28 protein-coding genes and 1 pseudogene are annotated in these 25448 nt (G+C 69.2%); 13 read left to right on the top strand and 16 right to left on the bottom strand.

What is annotated here, in order from left to right; genetic code table 11:
* A partial coding sequence (locus G6019_RS13245; protein WP_309230228.1) for a DEAD/DEAH box helicase family protein occupies positions 1-506 on the bottom strand: 506 nt, incomplete at its 3' end.
* A 47-nt stretch (positions 507-553) separates the two neighbouring features.
* Positions 554-2026 (bottom strand): NADP-dependent phosphogluconate dehydrogenase, encoded by a 1473-nt coding sequence (gene gndA, locus G6019_RS13240; RefSeq protein WP_107756409.1) that lies wholly within the window; start codon positions 2024-2026, stop codon positions 554-556.
* Between the two features lie 297 nt (positions 2027-2323).
* Between gndA and G6019_RS13235 the strand changes: the two genes are divergently transcribed.
* Positions 2324-3088 (top strand): hypothetical protein, encoded by a 765-nt coding sequence (locus G6019_RS13235; RefSeq protein WP_107756410.1) that lies wholly within the window; start codon positions 2324-2326, stop codon positions 3086-3088.
* A 91-nt stretch (positions 3089-3179) separates the two neighbouring features.
* On the top strand, positions 3180-3596 hold the full coding sequence (locus tag G6019_RS13230; protein ID WP_107756411.1) for a PaaI family thioesterase: 417 nt from the start codon (positions 3180-3182) through the stop codon (positions 3594-3596).
* A gap of 53 nt (positions 3597-3649) precedes the next feature.
* On the opposite strand, the gene G6019_RS13225 is transcribed toward G6019_RS13230, so the two are convergent.
* Positions 3650-5074: an NAD(P)/FAD-dependent oxidoreductase gene (locus G6019_RS13225; protein WP_107756412.1), complete on the bottom strand. Its 1425-nt coding sequence runs from the start codon at positions 5072-5074 to the stop codon at positions 3650-3652.
* A gap of 225 nt (positions 5075-5299) precedes the next feature.
* On the opposite strand from G6019_RS13225, the gene G6019_RS13220 reads away from it, so the two are divergent.
* Together G6019_RS13220 and G6019_RS13215 are read left to right on the top strand one after the other, a co-directional pair.
* Positions 5300-6640 (top strand): class I SAM-dependent methyltransferase, encoded by a 1341-nt coding sequence (locus G6019_RS13220; protein ID WP_182612168.1) that lies wholly within the window; start codon positions 5300-5302, stop codon positions 6638-6640.
* Between the two features lie 9 nt (positions 6641-6649).
* Positions 6650-7129, top strand: coding sequence for a nitroreductase family deazaflavin-dependent oxidoreductase (locus G6019_RS13215; protein ID WP_182612169.1), 480 nt, complete (start codon positions 6650-6652; stop codon positions 7127-7129).
* 28 nt (positions 7130-7157) lie between these two features.
* On the opposite strand, the gene G6019_RS13210 is transcribed toward G6019_RS13215, so the two are convergent.
* Entirely contained in the window at positions 7158-7637 is a 480-nt protein-coding gene (locus G6019_RS13210) for a MaoC family dehydratase (protein ID WP_182612170.1), read from the bottom strand.
* Between the two features lie 142 nt (positions 7638-7779).
* Here G6019_RS13210 and G6019_RS13205 point away from each other — a divergent pair, with 142 nt between their 5' ends.
* Positions 7780-8553 carry an acyl-CoA thioesterase domain-containing protein gene (locus tag G6019_RS13205; protein ID WP_182612171.1) on the top strand — a complete coding sequence of 258 codons (774 nt, stop codon included), beginning with the start codon at positions 7780-7782 and terminating at the stop codon, positions 8551-8553.
* On the opposite strand, the gene G6019_RS17735 is transcribed toward G6019_RS13205, so the two are convergent.
* Entirely contained in the window at positions 8531-9484 is a 954-nt protein-coding gene (locus G6019_RS17735) for a GNAT family N-acetyltransferase (RefSeq protein ID WP_107758079.1), read from the bottom strand. The genes G6019_RS13205 and G6019_RS17735 overlap by 23 nt on opposite strands.
* Before the next feature lie 284 nt (positions 9485-9768).
* Here G6019_RS17735 and G6019_RS13195 point away from each other — a divergent pair, with 284 nt between their 5' ends.
* Positions 9769-10647: a potassium channel family protein gene (locus G6019_RS13195; RefSeq protein WP_107756417.1), complete on the top strand. Its 879-nt coding sequence runs from the start codon at positions 9769-9771 to the stop codon at positions 10645-10647.
* Positions 10648-10673: 26 nt separating this feature from the next.
* Here G6019_RS13195 and G6019_RS13190 read toward each other — a convergent pair whose 3' ends face one another.
* Positions 10674-11165, bottom strand: a complete 492-nt coding sequence (locus G6019_RS13190) for a DUF309 domain-containing protein (RefSeq protein WP_107756418.1) — start codon at positions 11163-11165, stop codon at positions 10674-10676.
* Positions 11166-11282: 117 nt separating this feature from the next.
* Between G6019_RS13190 and G6019_RS13185 the strand changes: the two genes are divergently transcribed.
* Entirely contained in the window at positions 11283-12065 is a 783-nt protein-coding gene (locus G6019_RS13185; protein WP_182612172.1) for an alpha/beta fold hydrolase, read from the top strand.
* A 41-nt stretch (positions 12066-12106) separates the two neighbouring features.
* Complete coding sequence (locus G6019_RS13180) at positions 12107-12520, top strand: SRPBCC family protein (protein WP_241726040.1); 414 nt, start codon at positions 12107-12109, stop codon at positions 12518-12520.
* 444 nt (positions 12521-12964) lie between these two features.
* Here the strand turns inward: G6019_RS13180 and G6019_RS13175 are convergent, their stop codons facing one another.
* Positions 12965-13741 (bottom strand): thioesterase family protein, encoded by a 777-nt coding sequence (locus G6019_RS13175; RefSeq protein WP_182612173.1) that lies wholly within the window; start codon positions 13739-13741, stop codon positions 12965-12967.
* A 116-nt stretch (positions 13742-13857) separates the two neighbouring features.
* Between G6019_RS13175 and G6019_RS13170 the strand changes: the two genes are divergently transcribed.
* Positions 13858-14346, top strand: coding sequence for a winged helix-turn-helix transcriptional regulator (locus G6019_RS13170; protein ID WP_107756421.1), 489 nt, complete (start codon positions 13858-13860; stop codon positions 14344-14346).
* Between the two features lie 140 nt (positions 14347-14486).
* On the opposite strand, the gene G6019_RS13165 is transcribed toward G6019_RS13170, so the two are convergent.
* A complete protein-coding gene (locus G6019_RS13165; RefSeq protein WP_182627771.1) occupies positions 14487-15998 on the bottom strand; it encodes an amidase in 1512 nt (503 codons plus the stop codon).
* 66 nt (positions 15999-16064) lie between these two features.
* Between G6019_RS13165 and G6019_RS13160 the strand changes: the two genes are divergently transcribed.
* The gene (locus G6019_RS13160; RefSeq protein ID WP_182613612.1) at positions 16065-17027 is read left to right on the top strand and encodes an alpha/beta hydrolase family esterase; all 963 of its coding nucleotides are present in this window, start codon (positions 16065-16067) and stop codon (positions 17025-17027) included.
* Between the two features lie 66 nt (positions 17028-17093).
* On the opposite strand, the gene G6019_RS13155 is transcribed toward G6019_RS13160, so the two are convergent.
* Positions 17094-17573 carry a DoxX family protein gene (locus G6019_RS13155; RefSeq protein ID WP_241726039.1) on the bottom strand — a complete coding sequence of 160 codons (480 nt, stop codon included), beginning with the start codon at positions 17571-17573 and terminating at the stop codon, positions 17094-17096.
* Positions 17574-17633: 60 nt separating this feature from the next.
* Between G6019_RS13155 and G6019_RS13150 the strand changes: the two genes are divergently transcribed.
* Positions 17634-18074 (top strand): MarR family winged helix-turn-helix transcriptional regulator, encoded by a 441-nt coding sequence (locus G6019_RS13150; RefSeq protein WP_107756425.1) that lies wholly within the window; start codon positions 17634-17636, stop codon positions 18072-18074.
* A 41-nt stretch (positions 18075-18115) separates the two neighbouring features.
* Here G6019_RS13150 and G6019_RS13145 read toward each other — a convergent pair whose 3' ends face one another.
* Genes G6019_RS13145 through G6019_RS13135 form a run of 3 tightly spaced genes read right to left on the bottom strand, consistent with a single transcriptional unit; the run spans position 18116 to position 19782 of the window.
* A complete protein-coding gene (locus G6019_RS13145; protein ID WP_107756426.1) occupies positions 18116-18544 on the bottom strand; it encodes a PaaI family thioesterase in 429 nt (142 codons plus the stop codon).
* Positions 18541-19194, bottom strand: coding sequence for a GyrI-like domain-containing protein (locus G6019_RS13140; RefSeq protein WP_107756427.1), 654 nt, complete (start codon positions 19192-19194; stop codon positions 18541-18543). The genes G6019_RS13145 and G6019_RS13140 overlap by 4 nt, the downstream gene beginning before the upstream one ends.
* A 3-nt stretch (positions 19195-19197) precedes the next feature.
* On the bottom strand, positions 19198-19782 hold the full coding sequence (locus tag G6019_RS13135; protein WP_107756428.1) for a pyridoxamine 5'-phosphate oxidase family protein: 585 nt from the start codon (positions 19780-19782) through the stop codon (positions 19198-19200).
* An 89-nt stretch (positions 19783-19871) separates the two neighbouring features.
* Between G6019_RS13135 and G6019_RS13130 the strand changes: the two genes are divergently transcribed.
* Complete coding sequence (locus tag G6019_RS13130) at positions 19872-20078, top strand: sigma factor-like helix-turn-helix DNA-binding protein (protein WP_107756429.1); 207 nt, start codon at positions 19872-19874, stop codon at positions 20076-20078.
* 13 nt (positions 20079-20091) lie between these two features.
* On the opposite strand, the gene G6019_RS13125 is transcribed toward G6019_RS13130, so the two are convergent.
* The 3 genes from G6019_RS13125 to G6019_RS13115 all read right to left on the bottom strand — a co-directional run bounded on the left by G6019_RS13125 (position 20092) and on the right by G6019_RS13115 (position 24599).
* Positions 20092-22461, bottom strand: a complete 2370-nt coding sequence (locus G6019_RS13125) for an ATP-binding cassette domain-containing protein (RefSeq protein WP_107756430.1) — start codon at positions 22459-22461, stop codon at positions 20092-20094.
* Positions 22462-22533: 72 nt separating this feature from the next.
* Complete coding sequence (locus G6019_RS13120; protein ID WP_309230227.1) at positions 22534-24246, bottom strand: alpha/beta hydrolase; 1713 nt, start codon at positions 24244-24246, stop codon at positions 22534-22536.
* Entirely contained in the window at positions 24243-24599 is a 357-nt protein-coding gene (locus G6019_RS13115; RefSeq protein WP_182613611.1) for a hypothetical protein, read from the bottom strand. The genes G6019_RS13120 and G6019_RS13115 overlap by 4 nt, the downstream gene beginning before the upstream one ends.
* Positions 24600-24767: 168 nt before the next feature.
* Between G6019_RS13115 and G6019_RS13110 the strand changes: the two genes are divergently transcribed.
* The gene (locus tag G6019_RS13110) at positions 24768-25112 is read left to right on the top strand and encodes an RNA polymerase-binding protein RbpA (protein WP_107756432.1); all 345 of its coding nucleotides are present in this window, start codon (positions 24768-24770) and stop codon (positions 25110-25112) included.
* Positions 25113-25184: 72 nt separating this feature from the next.
* On the opposite strand, the pseudogene G6019_RS13105 reads toward G6019_RS13110, so the two are convergent.
* Positions 25185-25448: pseudogene (locus G6019_RS13105) on the bottom strand (dolichol-phosphate mannosyltransferase); the annotation flags it as partial.

Below are 25448 nucleotides of genomic sequence, written 5' to 3'. Positions count from 1 at the left end.
TCATCGCAGTCCGCGAGCAGAACCGCCGTCTGTTCGCCGAAGGACTGCCCCAACAGATGATCCGCCTCGTCCAGGACGAGGACTCGGACGTCCGAGGCTGAAATGGCTCCGGTCCGGATCAGATCGGTGAGGCGACCCGGGGTTCCCACCGCGATGTCGACCGGCGCCACCAGGGTCCGGCGATCCTTGGACAGGGGCTGACCGCCGACGAACGTGGCCACGCGGAGGCCCGCGCCCGCACCGACCTCGGCGAGTACCTCAGCGTTCTGCACCGCCAGCTCGCGGGTCGGCGCGACCACGACGGCACGCGGGCGACCGGGCAGGCTCGGGGCCCCGGCCAGACGATGCGCCACGGCGACGGCGAACACCAGGGTCTTGCCGGAGCCGGTCGGAGCGACCGCGAGGAGATCTCGGCCGGCCACCGCGTCCTCGAGCGCGACGGCCTGGATGGCGCTCGCGGCACCGTCGACGACGGTGGAGACGGCGTGTCTGAGCGGGACCGACACGCCGAACTCGGCGAGAAGGCGGCCCAGATCTGTCCGAGCCGAGCCGGTCAGGCCCGCACCTCCGTACGATCGCCGCTCCACAGAGTGTGGAAGCTACCCTCCCGGTCGGTCCGCAGGTAGGTGTGGGCCCCGAAGAAGTCGCGCTGACCCTGGATGAGTGCGGCGGGAAGTCGCTCGGTCCTGAGCCCGTCGTAGTAGGCCAGTGCGGCGGAGAATCCGGGCGCCGGGATCCCCGCGGAGACCGCCGTGGTGACGACGCGCCGCCAGCTGTCGACGCAGTCGGCGAGCGCCTCGGCGAAGTACGGGGCCGCCAGCAGTGTGGGGAGGTCGGCGTTCTCGGCGTATGCCTCACGGATGCGGTCGAGGAAGGTGGCGCGGATGATGCACCCCCCGCGCCAGATCGTGGCCAGATCGCCCCGCGCGACATCCCACCCGTACTCAGCGGTGGCGGCGGTGATCTGGTCGAAACCCTGGGCGTAGGCGATGACCTTCGACGCATACAGCGCCCGTCGGACGTCCTCGATGAACTCGGCGCCGGTCTCGCGCGGGCTCGACACGGCACCTGAAGGCAGGGCCCGGCCCGCCTCGCGCTGCGGAACCGAACTGGACAGGGCGCGCGCGAAGACCGCCTCCGCGATGCCTGTCACAGGCACTCCCAGGTCGAGAGCGGACTTGACCGTCCAGCGGCCGGTCCCCTTCTGTCCCGCGCGGTCGACGATCACGTCGACCAACGGCGCCCCGGTCTCGGCGTCCACCTGGGCCAGCACCTCCGCGGTGATCTCGATGAGGTAGGAGTCGAGCTCGCCGATGTTCCACTCGCGGAACACGTCGGCCATGGCCGCCGGCTCGATGCCGGCCACACCGCGGAGGAGGTGATACGCCTCCCCGATGAGCTGCATGTCCGAGTACTCGATCCCGTTGTGCACCATCTTCACGAAGTGGCCGGAGCCGTCCTCGCCGATGTGGGTGCAGCACGGGGTCCCGTCCACCTTCGCGGAGATGTCCTCCAACATCGGCCCGACCACCTCGTAACTCGAGGCCGGTCCACCCGGCATGATCGACGGGCCCTCGAGTGCGCCCTCCTCACCGCCGGAGATCCCGGCGCCGATGAATCGGATCCCCCGCTCGGCCATCGCCTTCTCCCGGCGGATGGTGTCGGTGTAGAGGGAGTTGCCGCCGTCGATGATGATGTCGCCCTCGTCGAACGCGTCGGCGAGGGCCTCGATCACCGCGTCGGTGGGTCCACCGGCCTGAACCATCACGAGCGCTCGCCGCGGGGACCGCAGGGCGGCCGCGAACTCCTGGATCGTCTCGGTGCGGACGAAATCGCCGTCTCCGCCGTGCTCCTCGAGGAGGGCGTCGGTCTTCCCGGCGGAGCGGTTGTGGACGGCGACCGTATACCCGTGGCGGGCGAAGTTACGGGCGATGTTCGAGCCCATCACGGCGAGTCCGGTGACTCCGATGTCGGCGGTGCCGTTGGTGTCTGAGGTCGGCTGCGCATCCTCGCGCTCAGTACTCATGCGTCCCAGACTAGTCCACGGGCCGCCGAGCGATGGACCTGCGTCGATGAGAGATCGGGGCATTGCCGGGGGGGCGCTGGACCCCGATTGCTTGCTGACATATCAGTGGTGCACTGAGTGCACTGATTCCCGCAGCGGACAGAAAAACCTTGGATACAGGAGGTGGCCTGTTGTAACACTTATTACCGGGCCTGGACACCGGTCTACCCGCGGAACGGGGGGAAACGCGCCGCGGACCGGCACCGGTGGGTGGTTGGCCCTGAACGGGAAGTGATCATCGAGGGGGAAGCAGCAGACATGACCAGTTCCATGCTGCCCACACAGGCGGTGGGTTCGTGCACGGTGTTCGACGACACAGTCGAGGTGCTCGCGGGTTTCAGGCCGGGATACCCGAAGTTCTATTCGATCGCGGATCTCGGTACACAGTCCCGCCGTCGGTGGGTTCCTCTGGACCGAGCCGTGGACAGCGGGCGGGTCGAGACGATGTTCCGCGACTACTTCGCGGAGTCCGGGGACATCCGCTTCTCGACCTATCTGGTCGCGGATGCGTTCGCCCACGGGGTGATCGGTCGCGCGGTCGCGAGCTTCGTCACCATCGGCCGCGTGTGGGACACCGGAGCGGAGAACCTCGCGGTCCGTACCGACATCGAGGGGGGACTCGACTGGGCGGGTGTCCGCGACACCACGTTGCGGGTCCTGGGCGACGACCCGAAGGCGGGTTGTCCGGGGACCGTGGTCCTGCCGTGCGAACAGGCGCTCGCGCAGTGGTTGGCCTGTCGTTCGCGGATGACCCTGGGGCCGGTGTTCGACGGCCTCGCCCGTGTGAGCAACTGCAGCGTCGAGACCCTCTGGTCGGTGGTCGGGGAGTGCGTGCTGGGTGCCGCGACCATCGTTCCGACCTTCGCCGACTCGAGTGCCGAGACCGGGTACCGCCGCGGCCAGTTCGTCCTGCAGGCGCTCCACGACTCGGGTCTCGCGGTCCGCAAGCGCAGCGCGCTCCCGCGAACGCCCGGGGCGGGACCGATCCCCGTTCGCGACCGGGGCTGGCGCTCGGTCCGCTGAGCCCCTTCCGACTCCACGCGACGGGGGCGAAGGCGCGGTAGCGTCGGTGCCTGAGTCGCCCGGATCGCCCGGGTCGGGAGAAAGAGGTCCGATGTCCGAGACGGTCGACAACGAGTTCATCACGATGATCCGGGCCGGGGCCGGTGCGGGCTTCGGTGGCGGGATCGGGATGGACTACCTCGAGATCACCCCGGACAGGGTGGTGGTGTCGGTGGCGGTCGGACCGCACCTGCTCCAGCCCTACGGGATCGTCCACGGCGGCGTCTACTGCGCCATCGCCGAGGAGGTCGCGAGTGTGGCGGGCGCCGTGTGGCTCGGTAACGAGGGCAAGGTGGTCGGGGTCAACAACTCGACCGACTTCCTGCGGGCGGTCACCGAGGGCACCCTCACGGCCACCGGCACCCCCGTGCACCGCGGCCGCACCCAGCAACTGTGGCGGGTGGAGATCACCGGTGACGACGGCCGGACCGCCGCCGTGGGTCAGGTCCGGCTCGCGAACCTCCAGTAGGCGGCGCCGGAGCCCGGACACGCGCCCGGCAGGATGCCGCCGGGCGCGTGGCGTCACTCACTGATCGATGTGGTCTCCACCGCCCGGTCCCGGTCCTCCTCCGCCGACCGGGCCTTCTCGTGTGCCGCGACCCGCTCGATCGCCTGTCGGCCGTAGACCCACTGTTGGGTGGACGTCAGCTGGGAGCGGTGGTCACCGCCCATGTTCATCCCCCAGGACAACATGGTGGTCAGGCGGTTCTTGAAGCCGATGAGGTACGCGAGGTGCACCACGAGCCACATGACCCAGGCGATGAAACCGGAGATCTCCAGCCTTCCCATCTTCACCACCGCGCTGTAGCGGGAGATGGTGGCCATTGAACCCTTGTCGAAGTACTTGAACGGCGGGCGTTCGGCGGGGGACCGGCCCTTCTCGACCTCGGCCGCGATCTGCTTCGCGGCGTACTTGCCGCCCTGAATCGCGACCTGTGCGACTCCGGGGAGCTTGTCGAGACTCATCATGTCACCGACCACGAAGATCTCGGGGTGCCCGGGCAACGAGAGATCCTTCTGTACCAGGACGCGGCCCGCGCGATCGATCTCCGCCTCCGTCTGGTCGGCGAGCATCTTGCCGAGGGTGCTGGCCTGGACGCCGGCGGACCAGATCTTGCAGGTGGCGTCGATCCTGCGGACCGAACCGTCCGGATCCTTGACCTCGATCCCGAGCTGGTCGACGTCGGTCACCATGGCGTTGAGCTGGATCTCGACGCCCATCTTCTCCAGCCGTGCGCGAGCCGCGTTGCCGAGCTTGTTGCCGAACGGCGGGAGGACGGCGGGGGCCGCGTCCAGGAGGATCACCCGGGCGGAGGCGGGGTCGATACGGCGGAACGTGTTCTTCAGGGTGTGCTGGGCCAGCTCGGCGACCTGCCCGGCCATCTCGACACCGGTCGGTCCCGCACCCACGATGATGAACGTCAACAGGCGGCGGCGCTCCTCCTCGTCCTCGGTGACCTCCGCCTGCTCGAAGCATCCGAGGATCCGACTGCGCAGCTCGAGCGCGTCGTCCACGGTCTTCATGCCGGGCGCCCACCGCTCGAAGTGGTCATTGCCGAAGTACGACTGATTGGCCCCGGCGGCCACGATCAGGCTGTCGTACCCGAGGTCGAATCTGATGTGGCCTGCGGAGGCGAAGACGGTCTTCGAGGCGACGTCGATCCTGGTGACGTCACCGAGGATGCAGGTGACGTTCTTCTGATCGCGCAGGATGAGCCGCGTGGGCGGGGCGATCTCGCCCACGGACAGGATGCCGGTCGCGACCTGGTAGAGAAGCGGCTGGAAGAGATGATGCCCGGTCTTCGCGACCAGGGTGACGTCCACATCGGCCTTCTTGAGCTGCTGGGCTGCGAAGAGCCCACCGAAGCCGGAGCCGATGATGACGACGCGGTGCCGGCGTCCGGCCGGTGCGGTGGCGGTGACCTGGTCGTGTGCGGGCTCGGTCATGGCGGCTCCTGATGAAGGTGAGGCTGTCGCGGTGAGCGCGGGGGCTCCCCGATCGGCGTCCTCGGCGGGTCGCGCGCGGGGACGACTCCTCAGGGTAGTGGTATGCGCACGTCGGTGCACACGTGGCGGGCTCGCCGCGGTGAACGATCCCCCCGTCGCGCCTGACCCGCCAGGGCGACGTGCGGCGGTACCGTCCCACTGACGACACCCCTGAGGAGGGACCCGGTGGTCAGACTCGAACCGCAGACCGTCGACCTGGACCGTTGGCCCGCACTCGAGGCGCCCTCGGGACCCGGCGGTCAGTCCGCGGTGGAGGTCGCGCAGGCGCTGAGGCGGTCGACCAGGGAAATCGGCCTGAGGATCGACTACCCGGACTCGACGGCGGCGGGGGAGTACGACGCCCCGGCCCGGGTGGTCCTCCGGGATCCCGAGCCGTTCTGGGCGCGGCTCGCCTCGGCCGGTGTCCTCGGTCTGGGCGAGTCGTACATGGCCGGTGAGTGGACGACCACCGACCTCGGCGCGGTGATCGGGATCCTCGCGCCGTGGATCGCCGGGAACCCCGACTGCGCCCACCCGGGTGAACGTGCTTTCGGGCGCGACGGTCGCGGGACCCCCGGCGGGGGGCGTAGGCGGGGTGGACCGGTGGTGGTGGAGCTCGAGGATTCCGTTCCCGGTGCCCTCACGTCCCTCTACACCGACGAGACGATGTCGACGGCGGGTGCGGTGTTCGCCTCCGGAGCGCGGACCCGGGTACGGCTGGACGACGGAACCGACGTGGTCCACCTCGAGGCCCCGGCATCGCCTCCCCGGCGCAACGACCTGGGCGACGCCCAGCGTCGATCAGTCGACACCCTGCTCACCCTGGCGGGGGTCGGCGCCGGCTCCCGCGCCCTTGTCGTCACGCCCGGGTGGGGTGAGTTGCCGATGCGGGCCGCCGAGCGTGGCGCGCACGTGCGGACGATGACCGCCTCGACCGAGCGATTGTCCGCGCTCGGATCGAGATTCGCCGCGGCGGGGCTCCGCGACGAGATCACCCTCTTCCTGGGGGGGCCGGCGGACGCGCGGGGGGGTGTCGACGCAGTGGTCGCGGTCGACCCCGGGGTCACCGCTGGTGTGGCCGGTTACCTGGAGGTGCTGGACACGGCCGAGCGGCTGTTGGTGGGTGGCGGCAGGCTCGCGATCGCGGGAGTGGTGTCCGCGGAGCGCCCCAGGCCGGCGGTCGTCGAACTCGCCGCATGGGGTTCGCGGTACGTCTCCGACGCGGGCCCGGTGGTGTCCTGGGCCGAACTGGCCGCGGCCGTGGAGCGCTCTCCGCGGTTGCGCCTGCTCGGTCGGATCGAGGCGACGGCCCACCATGCCGAGACGGTGAGGTTGTGGTCCGAGACGTTCGCGCTCCGGGGGCGGGATGCGGCGGCTCTGGGATTCGACGCCGTCTACCGCCGGATGTGGGCGTTCCACCTCGCGGCGCTGGAGGCCGGGTTGCGACGGGGGTGGCTCGAGTCCGTCCAGGTGGTCGCCACGGCCGAAACCACCCTGAATCGTCGGGAGGGGACGCCGAGGTCCTAGGGTTCGTTCATGAGCAACTTCCTCACCCCGGTCGCGATCTGGTTCGGACGTCAGGACGCCACGCGCGAGAACTCCCATCTCGTCGTGACGGTCGACAAGTGGATGAACAGGGTGTCCGGCGGGCGTGTCCCGCTCCTCCGGGTGGCGGGACTGCCCACTCTCACACTGCAAGTCCCGGGGCGTAAGACCGGAGAGGTGCGGGATACGCCACTGCTGTGTGCGTCGTGGCGCAACGGACTGGTGATCGTCGGCTCCAACTGGGGCGGCGAGAAGACGCCGGCGTGGGTGTACAACCTCCGTGCGGCGAGGGAAGGGGAGGTCGCCGTATCGGTCTACGGCGCCAGGCTCATCGTGGACGTGAGAGAGGTGTCGGAGGCCGAGCGGGCCTCGGCCTGGGACGCCGCGGTGAAGGTGTGGCCGAACTACGAGATCTACGCCACCCGCACGAGCAGGCAGCTGCCGATCTTCCACCTGACCCCCCGGCTCTGACCGTCACCGGTTCGGATCGGGGTCCCGGTCATCGCCGGGCGACCATGTTGAGCGCCGTCGCCGTCAGGACCGGATCGCCGTCCTGATTGACCAGCGTCACATCCGTGGTGAGCACCCCCCGGTCCGGCTTGCTCCTGGAGGGGCGGACGCCGGTCGTCTCGCAGATCAGGGTCAGCGTGTCGCCGGGACGCAGGGGGCGGACCCAGCGCAGTTCGTCGATCCCGGGTGAGGCCAGGCTCGCGACGGCGGTGAGATAGTTGTCGGCGAACAGTCGCATCATGAGTGCGGCCGTCTGCCAACCGCTCGCGATCAGTCCGCCGAAGGGGCCGTCTGCGGCCGCCTCGGGATCGGTGTGGATGCTCTGCGGGTCGTACCTGCGGGCGAACTCCACGATCTCCTCGGCGTCCACCGACTCCTCGCCGAAGCGGTAGATCCCACCTTCCCGGTAGTCCTCGAGGTACCTGTCGTGGAGAGGTGTGTCAAAAGTGTCGTACTGCTCGGCGGTCATGTGGGACTCCTGGTCGCGGGAACGGGCTCGTGAGTGCAGTGGAGAGTCAACCGCACGCGGGTGACGACGGGCGCCGATTCGCGGCCGGACTCCTCCTCGCGTGGTAATCAGTTAATGACAGTTCACCCGATGGGAGGCAGGCGTGGCGTACTTCGAGCGACTCGGCGGCCAGCGGTTCCGCCCGACCTCGCACACCACCGGGGCATGGGACCCGGCGGTGCAGCATATCGGCCCGTCATTCGGGCTGCTCGTGCATGAGGTGGAGCGTGACCTGCGGCGTCGGCGGGACGACCCCATGGTGCTCTCGCGGTTGACCTACGAGATCCTCGGCACCGTGCCCATGGACCCGGTGGCGGTGGACGTGCAGGTGATCAGACCGGGACGCACCATCGAGCTCGTGGAGGCGAGCTATGGTCTCGAGGATCGCGTGGGGGTCCGCCTGCGCGCCTGGTTTCAGCAGCCGAGGGACACCACGGGACTCCAGGGCGCCGGGTTCGACCCGATCCCGGGGCCGTCCGCCATGGAGCAGTGGGACCCCACCTCGGTCTGGCAGGGCGGCTACCTGGCGTCCGCGGACGTCCGCCGGGACTCGGTCGGGCCGGGACGGGCCCGGTACTGGGTGCGCACCGGCGTCCCGCTCGTCGCAGGGGAGCCGGTGGGCGCTCTGGCCGGGGCGGCCACGCTGTTCGACATCGCCAACGGAATGGCGATCCGTGCCGATCCGTCGGATGTTCAGTTCCCCAATATCGATCTCACCGCCCACCTCCTGCGTGAACCGCGCGGGGACTGGGTCGGGTTCGACACCCGGGTGGGTTTCGGCCCGGGCGGTCTCGGACTCACCGCGAGCGTTCTGCACGACGAATCGGGGCCGATGGGCACGCTCGCGCAGACTCTCACCGTGAGACCGGTGACCTGACCTCACCGGGCGACCCGCCCACGGCCCTCAGTCCGCGCAGATAGCACCGCATTCCGGATCCGGTGTCCGGATCGACGTCCGAGAAGCCGTGACGCTCATAGAACCGGCGGGCACCGAGGTCGTCAGCGTCCACGTTGATGAGCATCTCCTCGCACCCCCGCCGACGGGCCTCGGAGACCGAACGGTCCAGCATCGCGGTTCCGACACCGGCCGCCCGGAGGTCCGGACGGACGTAGAGGTCCTCGAGCTGCGCGAGGGGACCGTCCCAGTAGGGGGTCGGGCGAAGGGTGAGGAACGCGAAACCCACGTCGGTCCCGGCTTCGCGGCCGTGGGTGAGTCGCGCGACGACGGCGAGGACGTCCTCACGTCCCAGGAGGCGTTCGAAGCGCCCCGCCGCCTCGGCGGGGCTCGGGGTGGGGCAGTCGAACTCGGTGTTGAAGGCGTGGAGCAGCCGCCCCAGGGACGCCGCGTCCGAGGGCCCGGCCACGCGGATGTCCGCGGGCAGGGCCAGACCAGGCGCGGACGAGGGGAGCGGAGGGCGATCCGCCTCGAGGAGTCCCTTGAGCCGGTTGAGGTCGGCCGCCACGGTGGCGGCGTCATGCTCGAACGCGTCGTCGTCGTCGGTGAGCTGACGGACGGACATGATCACCTCCGCACCGTCCGGGTGGGGCACGACGCGGAGCGGGTTGTAGACCGTGTTCCCGTCGGGGAGGGTGACCTCGTGGTCCAGGATTCCGAAGTCGTTCTTCGGGACGAACCGCACGGTCACTCTCCCCATCGGGGAGTCGACTATCAGGCTGTCACCGTCGACGGCTGCCTCCGCGGTGGCCAGGCCCGACGCCCAGGAGGCGAGTGTCGTGTGATCCGAGGCGACGACGTAGACCTCCGCCGGGGAGCGGTGGATCACGGTGCTGACGTGTCTCGTGCGCATACCGACAGTGTTGGTCACGGCGGGGTCGCGCGCACAGGATCCAGGCAACAGGTCGGACGTGTGTCCTCCTGCGCCGGTGTCGAGCGTGGACTCGCCCGTCACGTCCACCGCCCCCTCGGACCGGGCCCTCCGGTTGCGAGAGGAATCCACGCGCAGCACCATCGCAGCCATCGGGGCACCGTGGGGAGGTTGCGATCCGCGATCGGCTCCCCGTCATGAGAAGGGGAGAGTGTCCGAGCACAGCGCGCGGCGACGACGCGGCGTGAACTGACGGGAGAGGATCAATGGGGATCGCGGCGACCGTCATCGGCGCGGGGATCATCGCGATCGGACTGAGAGACGTGTTCCGCGCCCTGATGAATCCTCGCGGGGAAGCGACGCTCAGCACGATGGTGTTCTCCGCGATGTGGGCGGTGTCGCGGCGCTGTGGGCACCGCCTGGGTTCGACGGTGGGTCCGGCCGGGATGGTCGGCACCGTTCTGGTCTGGGTTCTGCTGCAGGCAGTGGGATGGGCGCTGATCTATCTGCCGCGCGTCCCTGAGGGGTTCGACTATTCCTCCGGCATCGACGCCGGCCGCTACCCGGTCGTCGCCGAGGCGCTCTACATCTCCCTCGTGACACTGGCCACCCTGGGGTTCGGCGACGTGGTGGCCACCGACCCCGTGCTCCGCGTCCTGGCGCCGGTGGAGGCGCTGACCGGGTTCGCTCTGCTGACAGCATCCCTCACATGGTTCATGCAGGTCTACCCGCCGCTCACACGACGGAGAGCGCTGGCCCTACGTCTCCACGGCCTGGCGGAGGCCGGTTACGCGGAGGCGGTTCGAGAACTGTCCCCGGTCACGATCGCCCGGGCGGCGGAGGACCTCGCAGCGGAGATCAACGCCGTCACCGTGGACCTGTCACAACACTCGGAGACCTATTACTTCCAGGACGGCAATCCGCACCAGTCGCTGTCCCGTCAGGTGGCTCATGCGGTGGATCTGCGCGATGCCGCCACGGAGTCCGGTGATCCGGAGTCGCGTGTCGGGGCGCGTGCATTGTCGACCTCGCTGGACCGCCTCGCGGAGTCCCTGGGGGACTTCGTCGACGCGGGCCAGGATCCCGACGTCCGCGAGGTCTTCGATGCGTACGCCGGAGATCATTGGCGAGCCGCCCGCAGCTGAACGGCGACGAGGCTCCACCGGGGACGTCAGCGGGCCCTCAGACGCGGTCTCAGCTGGTGGGGGGCGAGGTCTGCGCCTCGGCTGAGTTCGGCCATGAGCTCGTGCGCGTGGGCGACCAGTCCCGCCGCGTCGATTCCGTGGGGCGCCGGGTCGTCCTGGCTACCGATGCTGGCGGCCGCCCGCTCGAGAAGCGCGCGGGCGCCGCGGGTGTTGCCACGCTGGATGTGGGTGATGCCGACCGCGACCTGGGCCAGTCCCCGCCAGAGCTCGCGCTCGTCAGCGGGGGAGCTCTTCCACGCGCCCTCCAGCACCTCGTGGGCGTGGAAGGCGAGGCCGCGGTCGAGGAGCTCCTGCGCCCAGGCCAGCGAGTCGGCGGGCGGCAGATCCAGGTCTTCGGGGATGCGCTCGACCCCGACGCTTCCGGGCGGCAGCGGCCGGCCGAGTTCGTCCCGGGGACGAGCGTTCCGCGCGCGTCCGTTCTCGTCCCGGTCACGGTCGAGGCCATCCGGAGTGCGCATGGGCTCATCGTCCCATCTGTCGCGGCCGGCCTGCCACCTCTGGGTCCTCGATCGATTCCGGTGGTCGTCGTGGTTCCGGGAACACCACGCCTCCCGAACACTCCGTAGGCTTCTCGCATGACCTTGAATCATGTCCGGCGTGGACAGGGCAGGCCGTTGCTGCTCGTACACGGCCTCGGCGCGGGGTGGCGATCGTGGCAGCCCGTCATTGATGAGCTGGCGGCGAGTCGCGAGGTGATCGCTCTCGACCTGCCGGGATTCGGCGAGTCTCCACCGCTGGAGGGCGAGCTCACCATAGCCGCGTTGGCCGACTCGGTCGCCCGGTTCATCGAGGAGTCGGGTCTGGACGGGGTGTCCACCGCGGGGCAGTCGATGGGTGGACGGATCGTGCTCGAACTCGCCCGGCGCGGCGTCGGTGGGGACACCGTGGCGTTGGATCCGGGCGGCTTCTGGAATGACCGCGAGCTGGCGTTGTTCAGCGCCACCCTGCGGCCGTCGATCGCCCTGGTCGGTGCCGTGCGGGGAGCGCTCCCGGTACTCCTGGGCAATCCGGTGAGCCGCACCGCCCTGCTGGCGCAACTCTCCGTGCGCCCCTGGGCTCTGTCGGCGCAGACGGTCCTGCCCGACGTGGCCGGATTGGCCGACGCGCCGGCGACGGGCGCGGCGATGGACGCGCTGACGAAGGGTCCGAAGCAGCGGGGAGCCCCCGCGGGAACGGTCCCGGGACGGGTCACCATCGGGTGGGGGCGTCGAGACCTGGTGACGCTCCCGGCCCAGGCCCACAGGGCCGCCCGTGCATTTCCCGATGCGACCCTGCACTGGTTCGACCGGTGCGGGCACTTCCCGCAATGGGATGCGCCTCAGGAGGCGATTCGCCTGATCCTCGACGGGACCAGCTGACCGAGATGCGCCCCCTGCAATCGGTGAAGGATCTCAGGTCGATGCTCAGAGTCCGCGCCGGGTTTCGTCACGGCATGTGGACGGCCGAACTGCGGATGACCGTGGACCCGGAGACCGTCTGGTCGGTCATCACCGATGTGCAGAGCTGGCCACGATGGGGGCCCACCATCTCCGCGGCACGGGTCGACGGCGGCGGCACCCTGACGGCAGGTGCGCGGGGGACGATCACGACCGTGGCGGGGGTGCCCCTGGGCTTCGAGATCACCGATTTCGTGGAACGGCAGCGGTGGTCGTGGAAGGTGGCCGGTGTGGACGCCACGCGGCACGAGGTGATCCGGGTGCCGGGTGGCTGCGTACTGAGTTTCGGGGCTCCGGTCTGGGCGGCGGGATACCTGCCGGTGCTGGCTCTCGCGCTACCGCGCATCGAGGGGATTTCACTCGAACGAGGTCTCTGAGATCACTCGGCGGGGGCGTGGATTCGGCATGGCTTTCCCCGCCGGCTTGCTTTACATAATGTAGATTATCGGCGAATGAGCTGACCAGTACGGACACCGTACGGCTGCGGAGTGCTGGCTTCGCCCCGGTCACGGCGTACGTCGGGTGGCTTGCCTGCGCCGTCAGCGGCCCGAAGTCTGGCGCACGCCACCCCCGCGCACCTGTCTGTCAACGCCGCCACCGTGTCCCCGGTGGGCGTTGTGTTCCTCGGTGGGCGTCGCGTTGATGTTGCCCGGCGGCGCGAGGGCTGTTCCCGTCTGTCGACCGACCGTTGAACCCCTCGGCCGGTTCGGACTGCAGACCCCAGTGGGTACTTCTTCTCGCCGTGAAACGTCACGGGTGACGAATTGCGGCCCGAGTGTGTGGCCCACCCCAGGATGTCCGCGACTCACGGACAGCACCCTTCAGCGGATGGCGCGCAGTTGGGTCGACGTTGCTAGCAACTCTCCATCGGGCGCCCAGATCGTCACGTGTTCTCCGAGCCAGCCGTCGGTCCCGGCCTCAGCGGTCGCGGCGCGCACCAGCACCCAGTCGAACGGCAGTCTGGCAACGGCCGGGGTGAATCGCACGGTCATTCGCACGGAGGGTGCCATCCGGAGGTCGGTGAGTATCGCGGCGTACGACGGTGCGAGCGCGTCCGCGAGAATTAGGATGCGCTCGAACGGGTCGTGTACCGATTCGGTCAGGCGGATCCAGGCGCACAGTTCCGGAACGGTCGCGCCCGAGTACGGCAAACCGGGTGTAGCAGGCCGGATCTCCATCTTGGTGGAGATCGGCACGAACTCCGGCGGGATGACGAATCGTTCAGTGAGGTCGAGCGGCGTGATATCCGGCGCGACGGTGCTCACAACGGGTGTGGAAGGTTCCCGTGCGGTCGACGACACCGTTGTTGAGGTTGCGGCGAGGGTGCCGTCGACGGTGGCCGACGCCGAGGTGATCGTAGTCCTTCCTCCTTCCCGGACTGCGAGTCGCTCCAGGTCGGGCATGGCGAGCACGGGCCTCAGGAAGTACGTCGTCGTCTCCACCGGCAGTCGATCCGACGGTCCGGGGCCGCGGGCGGCGCGCAGGAGGGCGGCGGCGAGCAGTCCGCCGTGCACTCCCCCGAAGCCGAAAAGGGCCCGCACGTCAGAGCGGTCGCCGCCTAGCGCGCCGGCGATGGTGGTGTCGCCGGGGGGATTCACCCTGTGGCCTGCCCTGTGCTGGGTGGGCCCGAAAGTGCCCGCCAGGCCGACAGTTGCTTCATGCAACTGAGGGTACAGCAAGTGCGTTCTTTCATGCAACGCACTAGTATCGCTGCATGCGTCGCACGAGCTTTGCCGACATGAACTGCTCGATCGCCCAGACTCTCGAGGTGATCGGAGACTGGTGGACCCCGCTCGTGCTCCGTGATGCCTTGATGGGAGTGCGGCGCTTCGAGCAGTTCCAGGGCCGTCTCGGGATCGCTCGCAACGTTTTGGCTCAACGGCTCGAGACTCTTGTCGAGCATGGCTTGATGGAGCAGGTGCCCTATCAGAATCGGCCGCTGCGCCATGAGTACGTTCTGACGGACAAGGGGCGCGACCTGTGGCCGGCACTCCAGATGCTTCGACAGTGGGGCGACCGCTGGGCGGCCCCGAACGGTGCCCCGGTCGAAGCGGTTCACGAGTCGTGTGGCCACGTCCTCGACGCGCATCTCGCGTGTGGTGCCTGTGGCGAACGTGTGTACGGTCGCGACCTGACGCTTCGGCACGGCCCGGGCTGGTCCGAGGGTGATGCGGTGATCGTGCCAGCGGCTCAGGGCGCCTGAGCGAACGTCGCTGGTTTGTCGACAGGCAGGTGTCTGCAGCACGTGCCGTCTCGCGGGACGCACCGACTCCTCGCCTCAGAGGCTCCGTGTTCGGTACGGTCCGCCCGCGCGGTCGCCGGATTCCAGAGTGGTTCTGATGTTCAGAGACTCGTCGGGGCTCCGCCTGACGCGAGATCCGGAGCCCGCAGGTGATCCCACGGCACCGCCTGCTCGAGTTGTCCGGCGAGGCGCAGGAGCATGGATTCACCTCCCAGTGGTGAGATGAACTGCACCCCCATCGGCACGCCCTCAGCGGTCCGGTGCAGAGGTAGCGAGATCGCCGGTCGCCCGGTGAGGTTGGCCAGCTGGGTGTACGGGATCCAATTGAGGTTGTTGTTGATCATCGACTCCACGAGCCCCGAGTACCGCAGCAGGCCGGCCGTCCGGGTCCTGAGGAGCACTGTCGCAGCACGGTGTGCGGGTCGTGGTGTGTCCAGTGCCCCGACGTGCGGGGGCAGGTCTGCCAACGTGGGCGTGACCAGCAGGTCGTACCCCTCGAAGTACGCGGACAATCTCCGCACGTGCTCGTGTCGGCGCATCACCGTGCCGACGTAGTCGACGCTGCTGTGTGCTCGGCCCAGGGCCGCCATGATCTGCGTGTCCAACTCGAAGTCACCGTCCCGGCATCCGGTGCGCCGCTTGACGTCGTCGACCTGCCACGCCAGCACCACGAACCAGGTGGTGAGGAAGTCGCGCGCCAGCGCCAGGTCGTCGATCGGCTGTTCGTCGAGCATCTCGACGTCATGGCCCAGATCGGAGAGCGTGCGTGCGGTCGCCTCGACCGATGCCGAGGCCTCCGGATGGGGGTCGGAGTTGATCGAGGATGCGGTGCACACGCCGATCCGCAGCCGACCCGGTTCCCTACCGACCTGCGAGAGGAAGTCCTCGGTGGGCATCCCGGGGACGTAGGGACCGCTCGGCTCGCCACCGGCCAGGACATCCAGCATCGCCGCGGAATCGCGGACGGAGCGCGAGATCACGCCGTGCGTCGCCGCACCGTGCATCGCCTCGCCGATCATCGGCCCCATCGGCACCAGGCCCCGGCCCGGCTTGAGCCCCACGAGGCCGCAGCACGCGGCCGGGATGCGGATGGAGCCACCGCCATCGCTGGCCCCGGCCACGGGAACGACACCGGCCGCCACAGCGGCGGCCGACCCTCCCGAGGAGCCGCCGGGCGTCCTGGTGGTGTCCCACGGGTTGCGGGCGGGCCCGAAGAGGTCCGGTTCGGTGATTCCCTTCGCCCCGAACTCGGGGGTGTTGGTCTTGCCGAAGATGACGAGTCCCGCGTCGAGCCAGCGCTGGACCACTGTCGAGTGCTCGGCCGCCGGAATGTGGGACAGGGGCCGCGATCCGCCGCTGGTCGGCACCCCCCGGTAGTCCTGGCCCAGATCCTTGATGAGGAAGGGAACTCCGGCGAAGGGTCCGTCGAGCGACTCCGTCGCCCGGTCGCGGGCCCGGGCGTCCATCCGGTTGATGATGGCGTTGAGGTGCGGGTTGACGGTGTCCGCCTGCTGCACCGCGACCTCGAGCAACTCGCCCGCCGTCACCTCCCCGGACCGGACCAGGGCGGCCAGGCCGAGGGCGTCGTGGCGACGGTACTCATCGATACGCATGGGGTGAGAGTCTACTCAGGGCCGGCCAGGGGGCCGGGCCAACGGCAGATCACGCACACTCGAGAGATGACCCACTCGGTGTTCCCCCGAACGGCCAGGGCTCTGGCGTGCCTCGCCCTCGCTACGACGACTGCCGCCTGCGCGTCGAGGACCGTCGATCGCGACCCGTCCGCCTCGATCCCGGCGGACGCGTCGCAGAATCTCACCAGCCACTCGACGGTGCTGGACGAGCGGACCCGGACGTGGACGGTCTACCGTCCGCCGGCCGCGGTGGGTGATCCCTCGGCCCCCGCCCTCCTGGTCATCCACGGGACCGGGGACACCGCTTCGGGGATCCGCAACGGGATCGGACCCGATCTCGAGCAACTGGCCGACGAGGAGGGGTTCGCGGTGGTCTACGTCGACGGTCACCAGAACAACTGGAACGAGTGCCGCGTCGAGGGAGACTGGCCCGCCAAGGACGAGGACCTCGACGATCTGGGTCTCATGCGACAGGCTGCCGAGTCGGTGGGGTCGACCGGTCCTGTCTACGCGGTGGGATTCTCCTCCGGTGGTCACATGGCCATGCGCCTGGCCCTCGAGGCGCCGGACCTGGTCGACGGGGTCGCGGCCGTGGCCGCCAATCCCCCGACCGCGGACAACCTCGGTTGCGAGGTGCAGGGTGACCCGGTCCCCATCATGTTCGTGCAGGGGCGACAGGATCCCATCAACCCGATCGATGGTGGTGAGGTCCGCGTGGGATCGGGACTCACCGCGGCTTCCCGGGGCGAGGTCATGTCCGCCGTGGAGGGTGCGGAGTGGTTCGCCCGGTACAACGGGATCCTCGCCGGCGGCGCCACCCCGATGGTCACCCGGGAGGGGGACGCGGAGACGATCACGTGGGAGGGGCCCGCTCCGGTGCGCCTGGTGATGGTGGATCGCGTCGGCCACTCCTTCCCCACGCTGTCCGGCAGGTGGGGGCGAGATGGCGGGGCCCGCTACGACGCTCCCGGCGAGATCTGGAGGTTCTTCTCCCCCGCACCGGCGTGAGTGGACCCGGCTCCCCAGGACGACTCCTGTGGGCTTCGCGGGCGACCTGGTCGGCGAAATCGGTGATCAGGTGCGTCGGTTCCGCCAGGCGCGCCACGCTCCGGTCGACCAGAGCGCCCACGCCACCAACAGGGGTTGGAAGAACAGTCGGACCAGACGGGCACGGTCGGAGTCCAGTCCGAAGGCGTCCGTGCCGGTGACGTACTGCGAGATGTTCCCGGGGAAGATCGCCACGAAGAAGCCGGCGGTGATCCACCCCACGGCGGGCCGGACACGCATAGGAGCCAGGATGAGCGCCGCGCCCAGCCCGATCTCCACGACTCCCGAGGCCAGCACCACGACGTCCGGGTCCAGGGGAACCCATCCGGGCACCTGAGCTTGGAACTCCTCACGGAGGGTGGTCAGGTGCCCCACCCCGGCGCCCGCCAGCCCTGCGCCGAGGGTCCAGCGACCCACGTGGCGGGCCCCCTCCGCTGCCCGACCCCTACGCCGGGTCGTCGTGATGCCGGCGGGTCCGGCCTGGCGGTTTCCCGGAGTTCGGTTCATGGCAGAAGTATTGCGCACAACTCAATTGTGCGCAATCGACTTGTGCGGGACACTGGAGTCATGGACGCCGATCTCCGTCTCGACCAGCAGGTCTGTTTTGCCCTCTATGCCGCTTCCAGGGCGTCGACCGCGGCGTATCGGGAGGCCTTGGCCGCGGTGGGACTCACCTATCCCCAGTATCTGGTGCTGCTGGCCCTGTGGGAGGAGGACGGTCTGACGCTCCGACAGCTGGGCGAGCGGATGTACCTCGACTCCGGCACCCTCTCCCCTCTGCTCTCGCGGATGGAAGCCGCTGGACTGGTCTCCCGCAGCAGGGCGGGCAGGGACGCCCGCAGCGTCACCGTCTCACTCACCGGTCCGGGCAGCGCACTGCGCGAGGAGGCCGGACGCATCCAGTGCGCGTTGGTGGAGAAGCTCGACATGCCTCCGGGAGACCTGGTCGAGCTGCGCCGACTGGCGCGGGGTGTCGTCGCTGCCCTGGGTCGTGCGGACGCCCGATGATCGACGCCTGATGATGGCCGCCCCGGACGCGACCAGGCACGCTACACGGCGTCCGGCCGCGGTACGTTCTGTAGCCTGAGCTGGCCCCTGGCCAGGATCTTCCCGCCCTCGGTCTGGCTGATCACCACATCCCACAACTGCTGGCTGCGCCCCTGGAACAGGGCCTCCGCGCGCACCTCGACCCGTCCACCGGTCGATGCCCGCAGGAAGTCGGTGCCATTGTGGACGCCCACGGCGATCTGGCCGAGGTCGGCCACGGCGGCTCCGGCGCCGGCGCCGCCCGCGGATTCCACGATGCTGGCGTACACACCACCGTGGACGGTCCCCCACGCGGTGAGATGATCGCCGCCCAGGTCCGCGTGTCCCGACAGGCTCGTCGCGGTCACCTCGTCGACGACGAGTCCGGAGGCCCGGACGAAGGTGCTCGCGGCTTCGGAAGAGGCGTCGGGGAACCCGTCGGTTGCAGTCATGAGTTCTTTCTACCCGCACCTGAACCGTGCTCCCCCGCCGTCGCCACGGGTTGGCGCAGGATCGTCCGCAGTCGGGCCGGATCGGTCCTGCGCGCGTCGGAGAGATAGATCTCGTGGTGGTGCCCTGTGGGGATCAGGCCGCGGCCGGGGATGATCTCCTCGTGCATCCGGGCGATGACCGGCCCCTCCGCGTCGTACGGTCCGACGTGCAGGGTCTGGACGGCCGGGCCCTCGGCGAACTCTTCGAGTCGGACCCGGTCCACGGCGACCGCCGGCTTCCTCGCCGTCACCTTGTCCACGGCGGAGGCCACCATGTCCGCCGTGACCCAGTCGGGCTGCCAGATCATCATGGTCCATTCCCACGCGTCCTTGTTCCGCGCTGTGAACACCTCGAGATCGCGGGCGTACCAGAGTCCCTCGAGTGGGCCGACGGTGTGGACGCGCCCCAGATCGTCCTTCGCCATCGCCCGCACGGCGTAGGAACACGTGTACAGCGCCTCGAGCGTGGTGGCGTAGTCAGCGCAGGTGTTGGGGTCGCCGCGACCGTCGGCCATGAGGAACCTCATCGACGGCACCTGGACCAGGTCGAACCTTCCCACTCTCCCGTTGTAGAGGTCCTTGCGCTCCCGCTTGATGTCGAAGGATCCCACGTCTCACCCTTCCCGCAACTCCTCGATGTGCCGACGGTAGACCGCGGTGAGGTCGTCGATGTACGCGCGATCCCAGCGGGGTGTGATGTGCTTGCTGCAGTTGGCGTCGGCGGCGACCAGGTCCACGATGATCGCCCGCTCGACATGCCCGGTGTAGGTCCTCTCCCCCATCGTCCGCAGGCGATCCACCAGCTCGGGGTCCCGGTCCGGCTCGACGATCCGGGCGTGCCCGAACACCTTGAGCCGGGACCGCGTGGGGTAGTCGACGAAGAGGAGGCAGACGCGGCCGTCGTGGTCCACGTTGCCCACCGTGACGTACTGACGGTTGCCGTGGAACTCCACCCACGCCAGCGACGTGGGCGTCAGGACGTGGACGAACCCTGCGGGACCGCCGCGGTGCTGGGCATAGGGCCATCCGGATTCGGTGACACTGGACAGGACGAAGTGGTCTGCCCGCCGGATCAGCGCGGAATCGGTGCCGTCGAGGCTGAACTCGCCGGCCCCCTGCGGCCGGGTGAGACCTACCGACGCCTGCCGGGCGCGCGCGGCGGAGCCGAACGCGATCTCCGGGTAGCGGTTGGCGGGCACGGCTCCGACCCTACTCCGCCCGCACGGAACGTCAACGCTAGTTGACGTTCGGCGGTCGTCAATGTAGGTTGACGACTGAGGTGAGGAATGTGGAGACGACCTTCGATGACGACGACAACGCGCCCAACCCGGTCGAGCGTCTGGCTGCGATCGCGGAGGCGAAGACCGCACTCGCTCGCGAGGAGTCCGCGGCCGTCCGGCACGCCCGACTGCACGGCTTGAGCTGGGCGGAGATCGGGGTCGTCCTGGGAGTGAGCAAGCAGGCGCTGCACAAGAGGTTCGGTCGAGCGGGCTGAGCGACGGCGGACCTCAGCTGGTGGCGGGTCCGGTGGTCTGCCCCACGTACTGCGCGAGGTGGTCACCGGTGAGCGTGGATCGGGCCGCCACGAGCTCGGCGGGCGTGCCCTCGAACACGACGCGGCCACCACCGTGGCCGGCCCCGGGACCGAGGTCGATGATCCAGTCGGCGTGGGCCATCACGGCCTGATGGTGCTCGATGACGACGACGGACCTGCCCGCGTCGACCAACCGGTCGAGCATTCCCAGCAGATTCCGGACGTCGGCCAGATGCAGGCCGGTGGTCGGTTCGTCGAGCACGTAGACCTCCGCCTTGTCCGCCATCTGTGCGGCCAGCTTGAGCCGTTGCCGCTCCCCTCCGGACAGTGTGGTCAACGGCTGTCCGAGTCGCACGTAGCCCAACCCCACATCGCGGAGCCGGAGCAGGATCGTGTGCGCGGCCGGGATCCGGGATGGTCCCTCGCGGAAGAACTCCTCGGCCGTGGCCACCGACATCTCGAGAACCTCACCGATGTTGCGCTCCCCCAGCCGGTACTCCAGTACCTCGGCCTGGAAACGCCGCCCCTCGCAGTCATCACACGTCGTGGCGACCCCCGCCATCAGCGCGAGGTCGCTGTAGATCACCCCCGCCCCTTTGCAGGTGGGGCACGCGCCCTCGGAGTTGGGGCTGAACAGCGCGGGTTTGACCCCGTTGGCCTTGGCGAAGGCTTTCCGGATGGGGTCGAGCAGCCCGGTGTAGGTGGCGGGGTTGCTGCGGCGGGAACCGCGGATCGCGGTCTGGTCTATCGCGACCACACCGGGCCGCGGGGACACCGACCCGTGGATGAGTGAGCTCTTCCCGGAGCCCGCCACACCGGTCACCACGCACAACACGCCCAGCGGGATGTCGACGTCCACGTTGCGGACATTGTGGGCGGTCGCGCCCCGCACCTCGAGGCGGCCGGTCGCCGTGCGCACCTCGGCCTTGAGCGACGCTCGGTCGTCGAGGTGCCGGCCGGTGACGGTGCCGCTCTCCCGGAGCCCGGCGACCGACCCCTGGTAACAGATCTCGCCCCCCGCGGACCCCGCGCCGGGCCCCAGGTCCACCACGTGATCGGCGATGGCGATGATCTCCGGCTTGTGCTCCACCACGAGCACGGTGTTCCCCTTGTCGCGCAGCCTCAGCAGCAGGTCGTTCATCCGCTGGATGTCGTGCGGATGCAACCCGATCGAGGGCTCGTCGAAGACGTAGGTCACGTCCGTCAGTGCCGATCCCAGGTGTCGGATCATCTTGACCCGCTGCGACTCGCCGCCGGAGAGGGTGCCGGCCGGACGGTCCAGCGAGAGGTAGCCCAGTCCGATCTCCACGAAGGAGTCCAGGGTGTGCTGTAGAGCCGCGAGCAGTGGGGCGACAGAAGGCTCGGAGAGTCCGCGGAGCCACTCGGCGAGATCGGTGATCTGCATCGCCGAGGCGTCGGCGATGTTCAGCTCCCCGATCCGGGAGGACCGTGCACCCTCGTTGAGGCGGGTACCCCCGCAGTCGGGACAGGTGGTGAACACCACCGCCCGCTCGACGAACGCCCGGATGTGCGGCTGCATCGCCTCGACATCCTTGGCCAGCATCGACTTCTGGATCTTCGGGATCAGACCCTCGAAGGTCACGTTGATCCCGTCGGCCTTGATCTTGACCGGCTCCCTCCGGAGCAGATCGTGCATCTCCTGCTCGGTGAAGTCCCGGACAGGCTTGTCCATGTCGAAGAACCCGGACCCCGCGTAGATGCGCCCGTACCACCCGTCCATCGAGTACCCGGGCACCGTGATGGCGCCCTCGGCGAGCGACCTGGACCTGTCGACGAGGGCGTCGACGTCGAAATCGGACACCGACCCCCGCCCCTCGCACGTCACGCACATCCCACCGGTGATGGAGAACTCCGCCTTCTGCCGGCTGCCGTCCGCCTTCTTCAGCGTGCCCACGCCGCTGGCGGAGGCGACGTTGAACGAGTACGCCTTGGGCCCGCCGATGTGCGGCTGCGCGAGCCGGCTGAACAGGATGCGCAACAGGGCGCCGGTGTCGGTCGCCGTACCGACCGTCGACCGGGGGTCGGAACCCATGCGCTCCTGATCCACCACGATGGCCGTGGTGAGACCGTCGAGAAGATCCACCTCGGGGCGAGCGAGGGTGGGCATGAAGCCCTGCAGGAACGCACTGTAGGTCTCGTTGATCATCCGCTGGGACTCGGCGGCGATCGTGGCGAAGACCAGGGAGCTCTTACCTGAACCGGACACGCCGGTGAACGCGGTGAGCCGACGTTTGGGCAGGTCGACGTCGACCGACTTCAGTGTGTTCTCCCGCGCCCCCCGGACACGGATGACGTCGTGTGAATCGGCGATGTGGTCACTCACGGGGGCTTCTCCTCGCTGCGGGTGTGTGCCGTCAACCGTAGGACGCCGGGCACCCGGCCGGGGGCGGGATGCCTAGCCGCGCTCCTGGTGTTCCATTGCGGTCGCGTGCAGCCGCGCAAACCGCTCGAACTCGTCCTCGTCCCATCCGGGCCGCCCCGTGGCGGCGGCCCACCCGTCCAAGATCTGGCGATCGTAGAGGTGACCGTATCCCTGGGATCCACCGATGGCGTTGCCCAAGTCCGCGGTGACCTGGAAGAAGGTGACGACGGGAAGGTAGCGCATCCCCGGGTGTCGGCCTCTGCCCGGCGGCTCGGCAAGCCAGTCCGGCCGCGCGAACAACAGATCAGTTGTCCACCACACCACGGGGTCGGTGGCGTGCTGGACATAGAGTACGCGCGGTGGGATCCACGAGGTGTCGTCACCACGGAACTCGGCCGGATCCTCCGAGAAGCGGACCAGTAGACCGTCGGCGTAGACCGGTTCGGCCGCCCGCGTTCCCGGATCCCGCCGCTCGACCAGAGAACTCCAGATCCGATTGGAATGCGGTGGTCCCAGCCACAGGACTCCGTCCACGGTGGCGCGGATATCCCGGAGTCCGGAGAAGGCGGCCTCGCCGGCCTGGGTGCCCAGGCTCTCGCCGTAGACGTAGAGTGCCGGCCGCTGACGGTCGGACGGCAGGGAGTCACGCCAGGTGACCACGGCATCGATGAGTGCCTTCCCGGCGGTCTCCGCCTTCTCGCGATCGGCGAGGAACGAGATCCAGCTCGGAAGGTAGGAATACTGGGTGCCGACCAGGGCCACGTCCCCACCGGAGAGAAGTTCGATGGCCTGCGCGGCGTGCGGATTGATCCATCCGGTCCCTGTAGTGGGGGCGATCACCACCGATCCCCGCTCCCAGGCACGGGTCCTGTCCAGCTCGGCCACCACGAGTCGCGCGCGCTCGTCGTCGGTAGGTGCGGACTCCAGCCCGGCATAGGCCCGGATGGGCTCGCGTGCATCCTCCCGTAACAGGTCGCTCAGATGCGCGCGTCCGAGACCGCCACTGACGAAGCGGCGCCCCTGCCTGCCCAGGTCCTCGAAGTCGACATGGGACCCCGGCCCCCCGGATCGCTCGCTGGCCGTCGGGCGCTGCGCGCCGGGGAGGTCCTGGTCGTTCTGCACGCTGAAGACCCGGTTGGCGGTCTGGAAGAACGCGCGCGGGATCACTCCTTGCGCCACGCCCACCATGAGGGCGGCCACCACCACGATCCCGGTGATCCGGGCCGAGTTCTCCCCCACGGCGAATCTGCGACGGACGAGCAGTACGAATCCCCGATAGGCCGCCTGGATCACCCGGCATGCGATCAAGAGCACCACGAAGACGGCAAGAGCAACCCAGGGGGCGCGCATGTAATCGCTCCACGGAGGTCTGGGCGACGCGACCAGATCCGATACCTGGTCCTGCCACCGGACAGCTGTGGCCGTGGCCGTGATGAGGTAGACGATCAAGACGTAAGGCGCGGACAACCGCGCGAACGCCACGACCCGGTCGCCGAGGTCCAGCAGCGCAGGACCGAGAGTCACGCGGGGACTCACCAGTCTCTTCCACACGGTCCGCACCGCGATGCCGGCCCCGTATCCCACCAGCATGGACAAACCGGTGACGAAGCCCTGGTACTGCCAGGTTCGAGGCAGAAGCGACGGCATGAGCGAGGCCCAGGCGGCGAGTGCTCCGACGATGACGCCCGTGACGGACAGGTGCCAGCGGTGCCACAGCACTACCAGCACCTCGCCGGCCCTGTTCACCTCAAACGTTCGGCGCGCCGGGCAGCGGCCACCAGGTCGCCGGACATCCGCGCCAACTCGGCGGCGTCCTCCCCCTCGACGATCGCGGTGTGCAGGTCCTCACACGCACACCTGAGCTGGAACATGCGGTCCATGAGGTCCGTCGACTCGGAGTCCGAGAGCACCACCGTCCCCTCCGGCAGCTCGCGGACCCTCAGTGACTGCCTCTGCTCGTAGGCGCGCTGACGGCAGGAGCGACGACAGTACCGTCGTCGTCGACCCGTGTTCCCCTCGTCGACCGGACGCCCGCACCACGCGCACGAGGCCTCACCCCGCCGGGGCGGGGGGAGCTCGGAGGGGGCGCCGGTGTCCACGGTGGTCAGGGTACCGAGAGGGTCCCCGGCTGGCCTGCTGCCGTGTGCCGTGGGAACATTCGGGGGGTCACCTGGCGTTACATGACCAGGAACACGACAGCGTCGTGTCACAGGATGTCATGTGGCAGTCAGCTGAAAAGACGGACGAACACGGTAGAAGGAGTTCGCATGGCAGATCGAGTCCTCAGGGGCAGCCGCCTCGGTGCGGTGAGCTACGAGACCGACCGGGACACCGATCTCGCGCCCCGGCGGATGGCCAGGTACCAGACGGAGAACGGCGAGGTGTACGAGGTCCCGTTCGCCGACGACGCCGAGATCCCCGGCACCTGGATGTGCAAGAACGGCCAGGAGGGCCAGCTCATCGATGGCCCGTCGGTGGAGGTCAAGAAGGGTAAGCCGCCGCGCACCCACTGGGACATGCTCCTCGAGCGTCGGTCGCTCGACGATCTGGAGGACCTGCTCAAGGAGCGGATGGACATCCTCAAGAAGCGTCGGCGCGCTGGCGCCCGCTAGAAGAGCCCGACCCCGCCGGGACGCCCCCGGCCCCTCGACGGGGCCGGGGGCGTCCTGATTTCGCGGGCGGGGTCAGCGCCGGACGAGCGATCTCAGCTGTCCGCGTCGCTTCTCCCAACCCCATCGCGCTACGTTCACAGCGGCCTCGCGGAAGATGGACTCACTCATCTTGGAGTGCCCGACGGTGCGTTCGGTGAAGGTGATCGGGACCTCGACGACCGTGCCCCCGGCGTTCAACAGACGCCAGGTCATGTCGATCTGGAAGCAGTACCCCTTCGATTCGATCGCGTCCATGTCCAGGCGTGACAGGGACTCGCTGCGGTAGGCCCGGAAGCC

The organism is Dietzia sp. DQ12-76 (assembly GCF_014145045.1).
Lineage (GTDB): Bacteria > Actinomycetota > Actinomycetes > Mycobacteriales > Mycobacteriaceae > Dietzia.
The sequence above is the reverse complement of the archived record's forward strand: the minus strand, read 5'-3'. Positions and strand labels throughout refer to the sequence as shown.

What these genes read in the sequence shown, in the direction of transcription:
- G6019_RS13225 (WP_107756412.1), bottom strand. Translation starts at nt 5,074, where the DNA reads ATGACCGAGCCCGCACACGACCAGGTCACCGCCACCGCACCGGCCGGA.
- G6019_RS13185 (WP_182612172.1), top strand. Translation starts at nt 11,283, where the DNA reads ATGACCTTGAATCATGTCCGGCGTGGACAGGGCAGGCCGTTGCTGCTC.
- G6019_RS13215 (WP_182612169.1), top strand. Translation starts at nt 6,650, where the DNA reads ATGAGCAACTTCCTCACCCCGGTCGCGATCTGGTTCGGACGTCAGGAC.
- G6019_RS13155 (WP_241726039.1), bottom strand. Translation starts at nt 17,573, where the DNA reads ATGAACCGAACTCCGGGAAACCGCCAGGCCGGACCCGCCGGCATCACG.
- G6019_RS13235 (WP_107756410.1), top strand. Translation starts at nt 2,324, where the DNA reads ATGACCAGTTCCATGCTGCCCACACAGGCGGTGGGTTCGTGCACGGTG.
- G6019_RS13190 (WP_107756418.1), bottom strand. Translation starts at nt 11,165, where the DNA reads ATGCGCACTCCGGATGGCCTCGACCGTGACCGGGACGAGAACGGACGC.
- G6019_RS13160 (WP_182613612.1), top strand. Translation starts at nt 16,065, where the DNA reads ATGACCCACTCGGTGTTCCCCCGAACGGCCAGGGCTCTGGCGTGCCTC.
- G6019_RS13110 (WP_107756432.1), top strand. Translation starts at nt 24,768, where the DNA reads ATGGCAGATCGAGTCCTCAGGGGCAGCCGCCTCGGTGCGGTGAGCTAC.
- G6019_RS13195 (WP_107756417.1), top strand. Translation starts at nt 9,769, where the DNA reads ATGGGGATCGCGGCGACCGTCATCGGCGCGGGGATCATCGCGATCGGA.
- gndA (WP_107756409.1), bottom strand. Translation starts at nt 2,026, where the DNA reads ATGAGTACTGAGCGCGAGGATGCGCAGCCGACCTCAGACACCAACGGC.
- G6019_RS17735 (WP_107758079.1), bottom strand. Translation starts at nt 9,484, where the DNA reads ATGCGCACGAGACACGTCAGCACCGTGATCCACCGCTCCCCGGCGGAG.
- G6019_RS13150 (WP_107756425.1), top strand. Translation starts at nt 17,634, where the DNA reads ATGGACGCCGATCTCCGTCTCGACCAGCAGGTCTGTTTTGCCCTCTAT.
- G6019_RS13230 (WP_107756411.1), top strand. Translation starts at nt 3,180, where the DNA reads ATGTCCGAGACGGTCGACAACGAGTTCATCACGATGATCCGGGCCGGG.
- G6019_RS13180 (WP_241726040.1), top strand. Translation starts at nt 12,107, where the DNA reads ATGCTCAGAGTCCGCGCCGGGTTTCGTCACGGCATGTGGACGGCCGAA.
- G6019_RS13210 (WP_182612170.1), bottom strand. Translation starts at nt 7,637, where the DNA reads ATGACCGCCGAGCAGTACGACACTTTTGACACACCTCTCCACGACAGG.
- G6019_RS13165 (WP_182627771.1), bottom strand. Translation starts at nt 15,998, where the DNA reads ATGCGTATCGATGAGTACCGTCGCCACGACGCCCTCGGCCTGGCCGCC.
- G6019_RS13170 (WP_107756421.1), top strand. Translation starts at nt 13,858, where the DNA reads ATGCGTCGCACGAGCTTTGCCGACATGAACTGCTCGATCGCCCAGACT.
- G6019_RS13145 (WP_107756426.1), bottom strand. Translation starts at nt 18,544, where the DNA reads ATGACTGCAACCGACGGGTTCCCCGACGCCTCTTCCGAAGCCGCGAGC.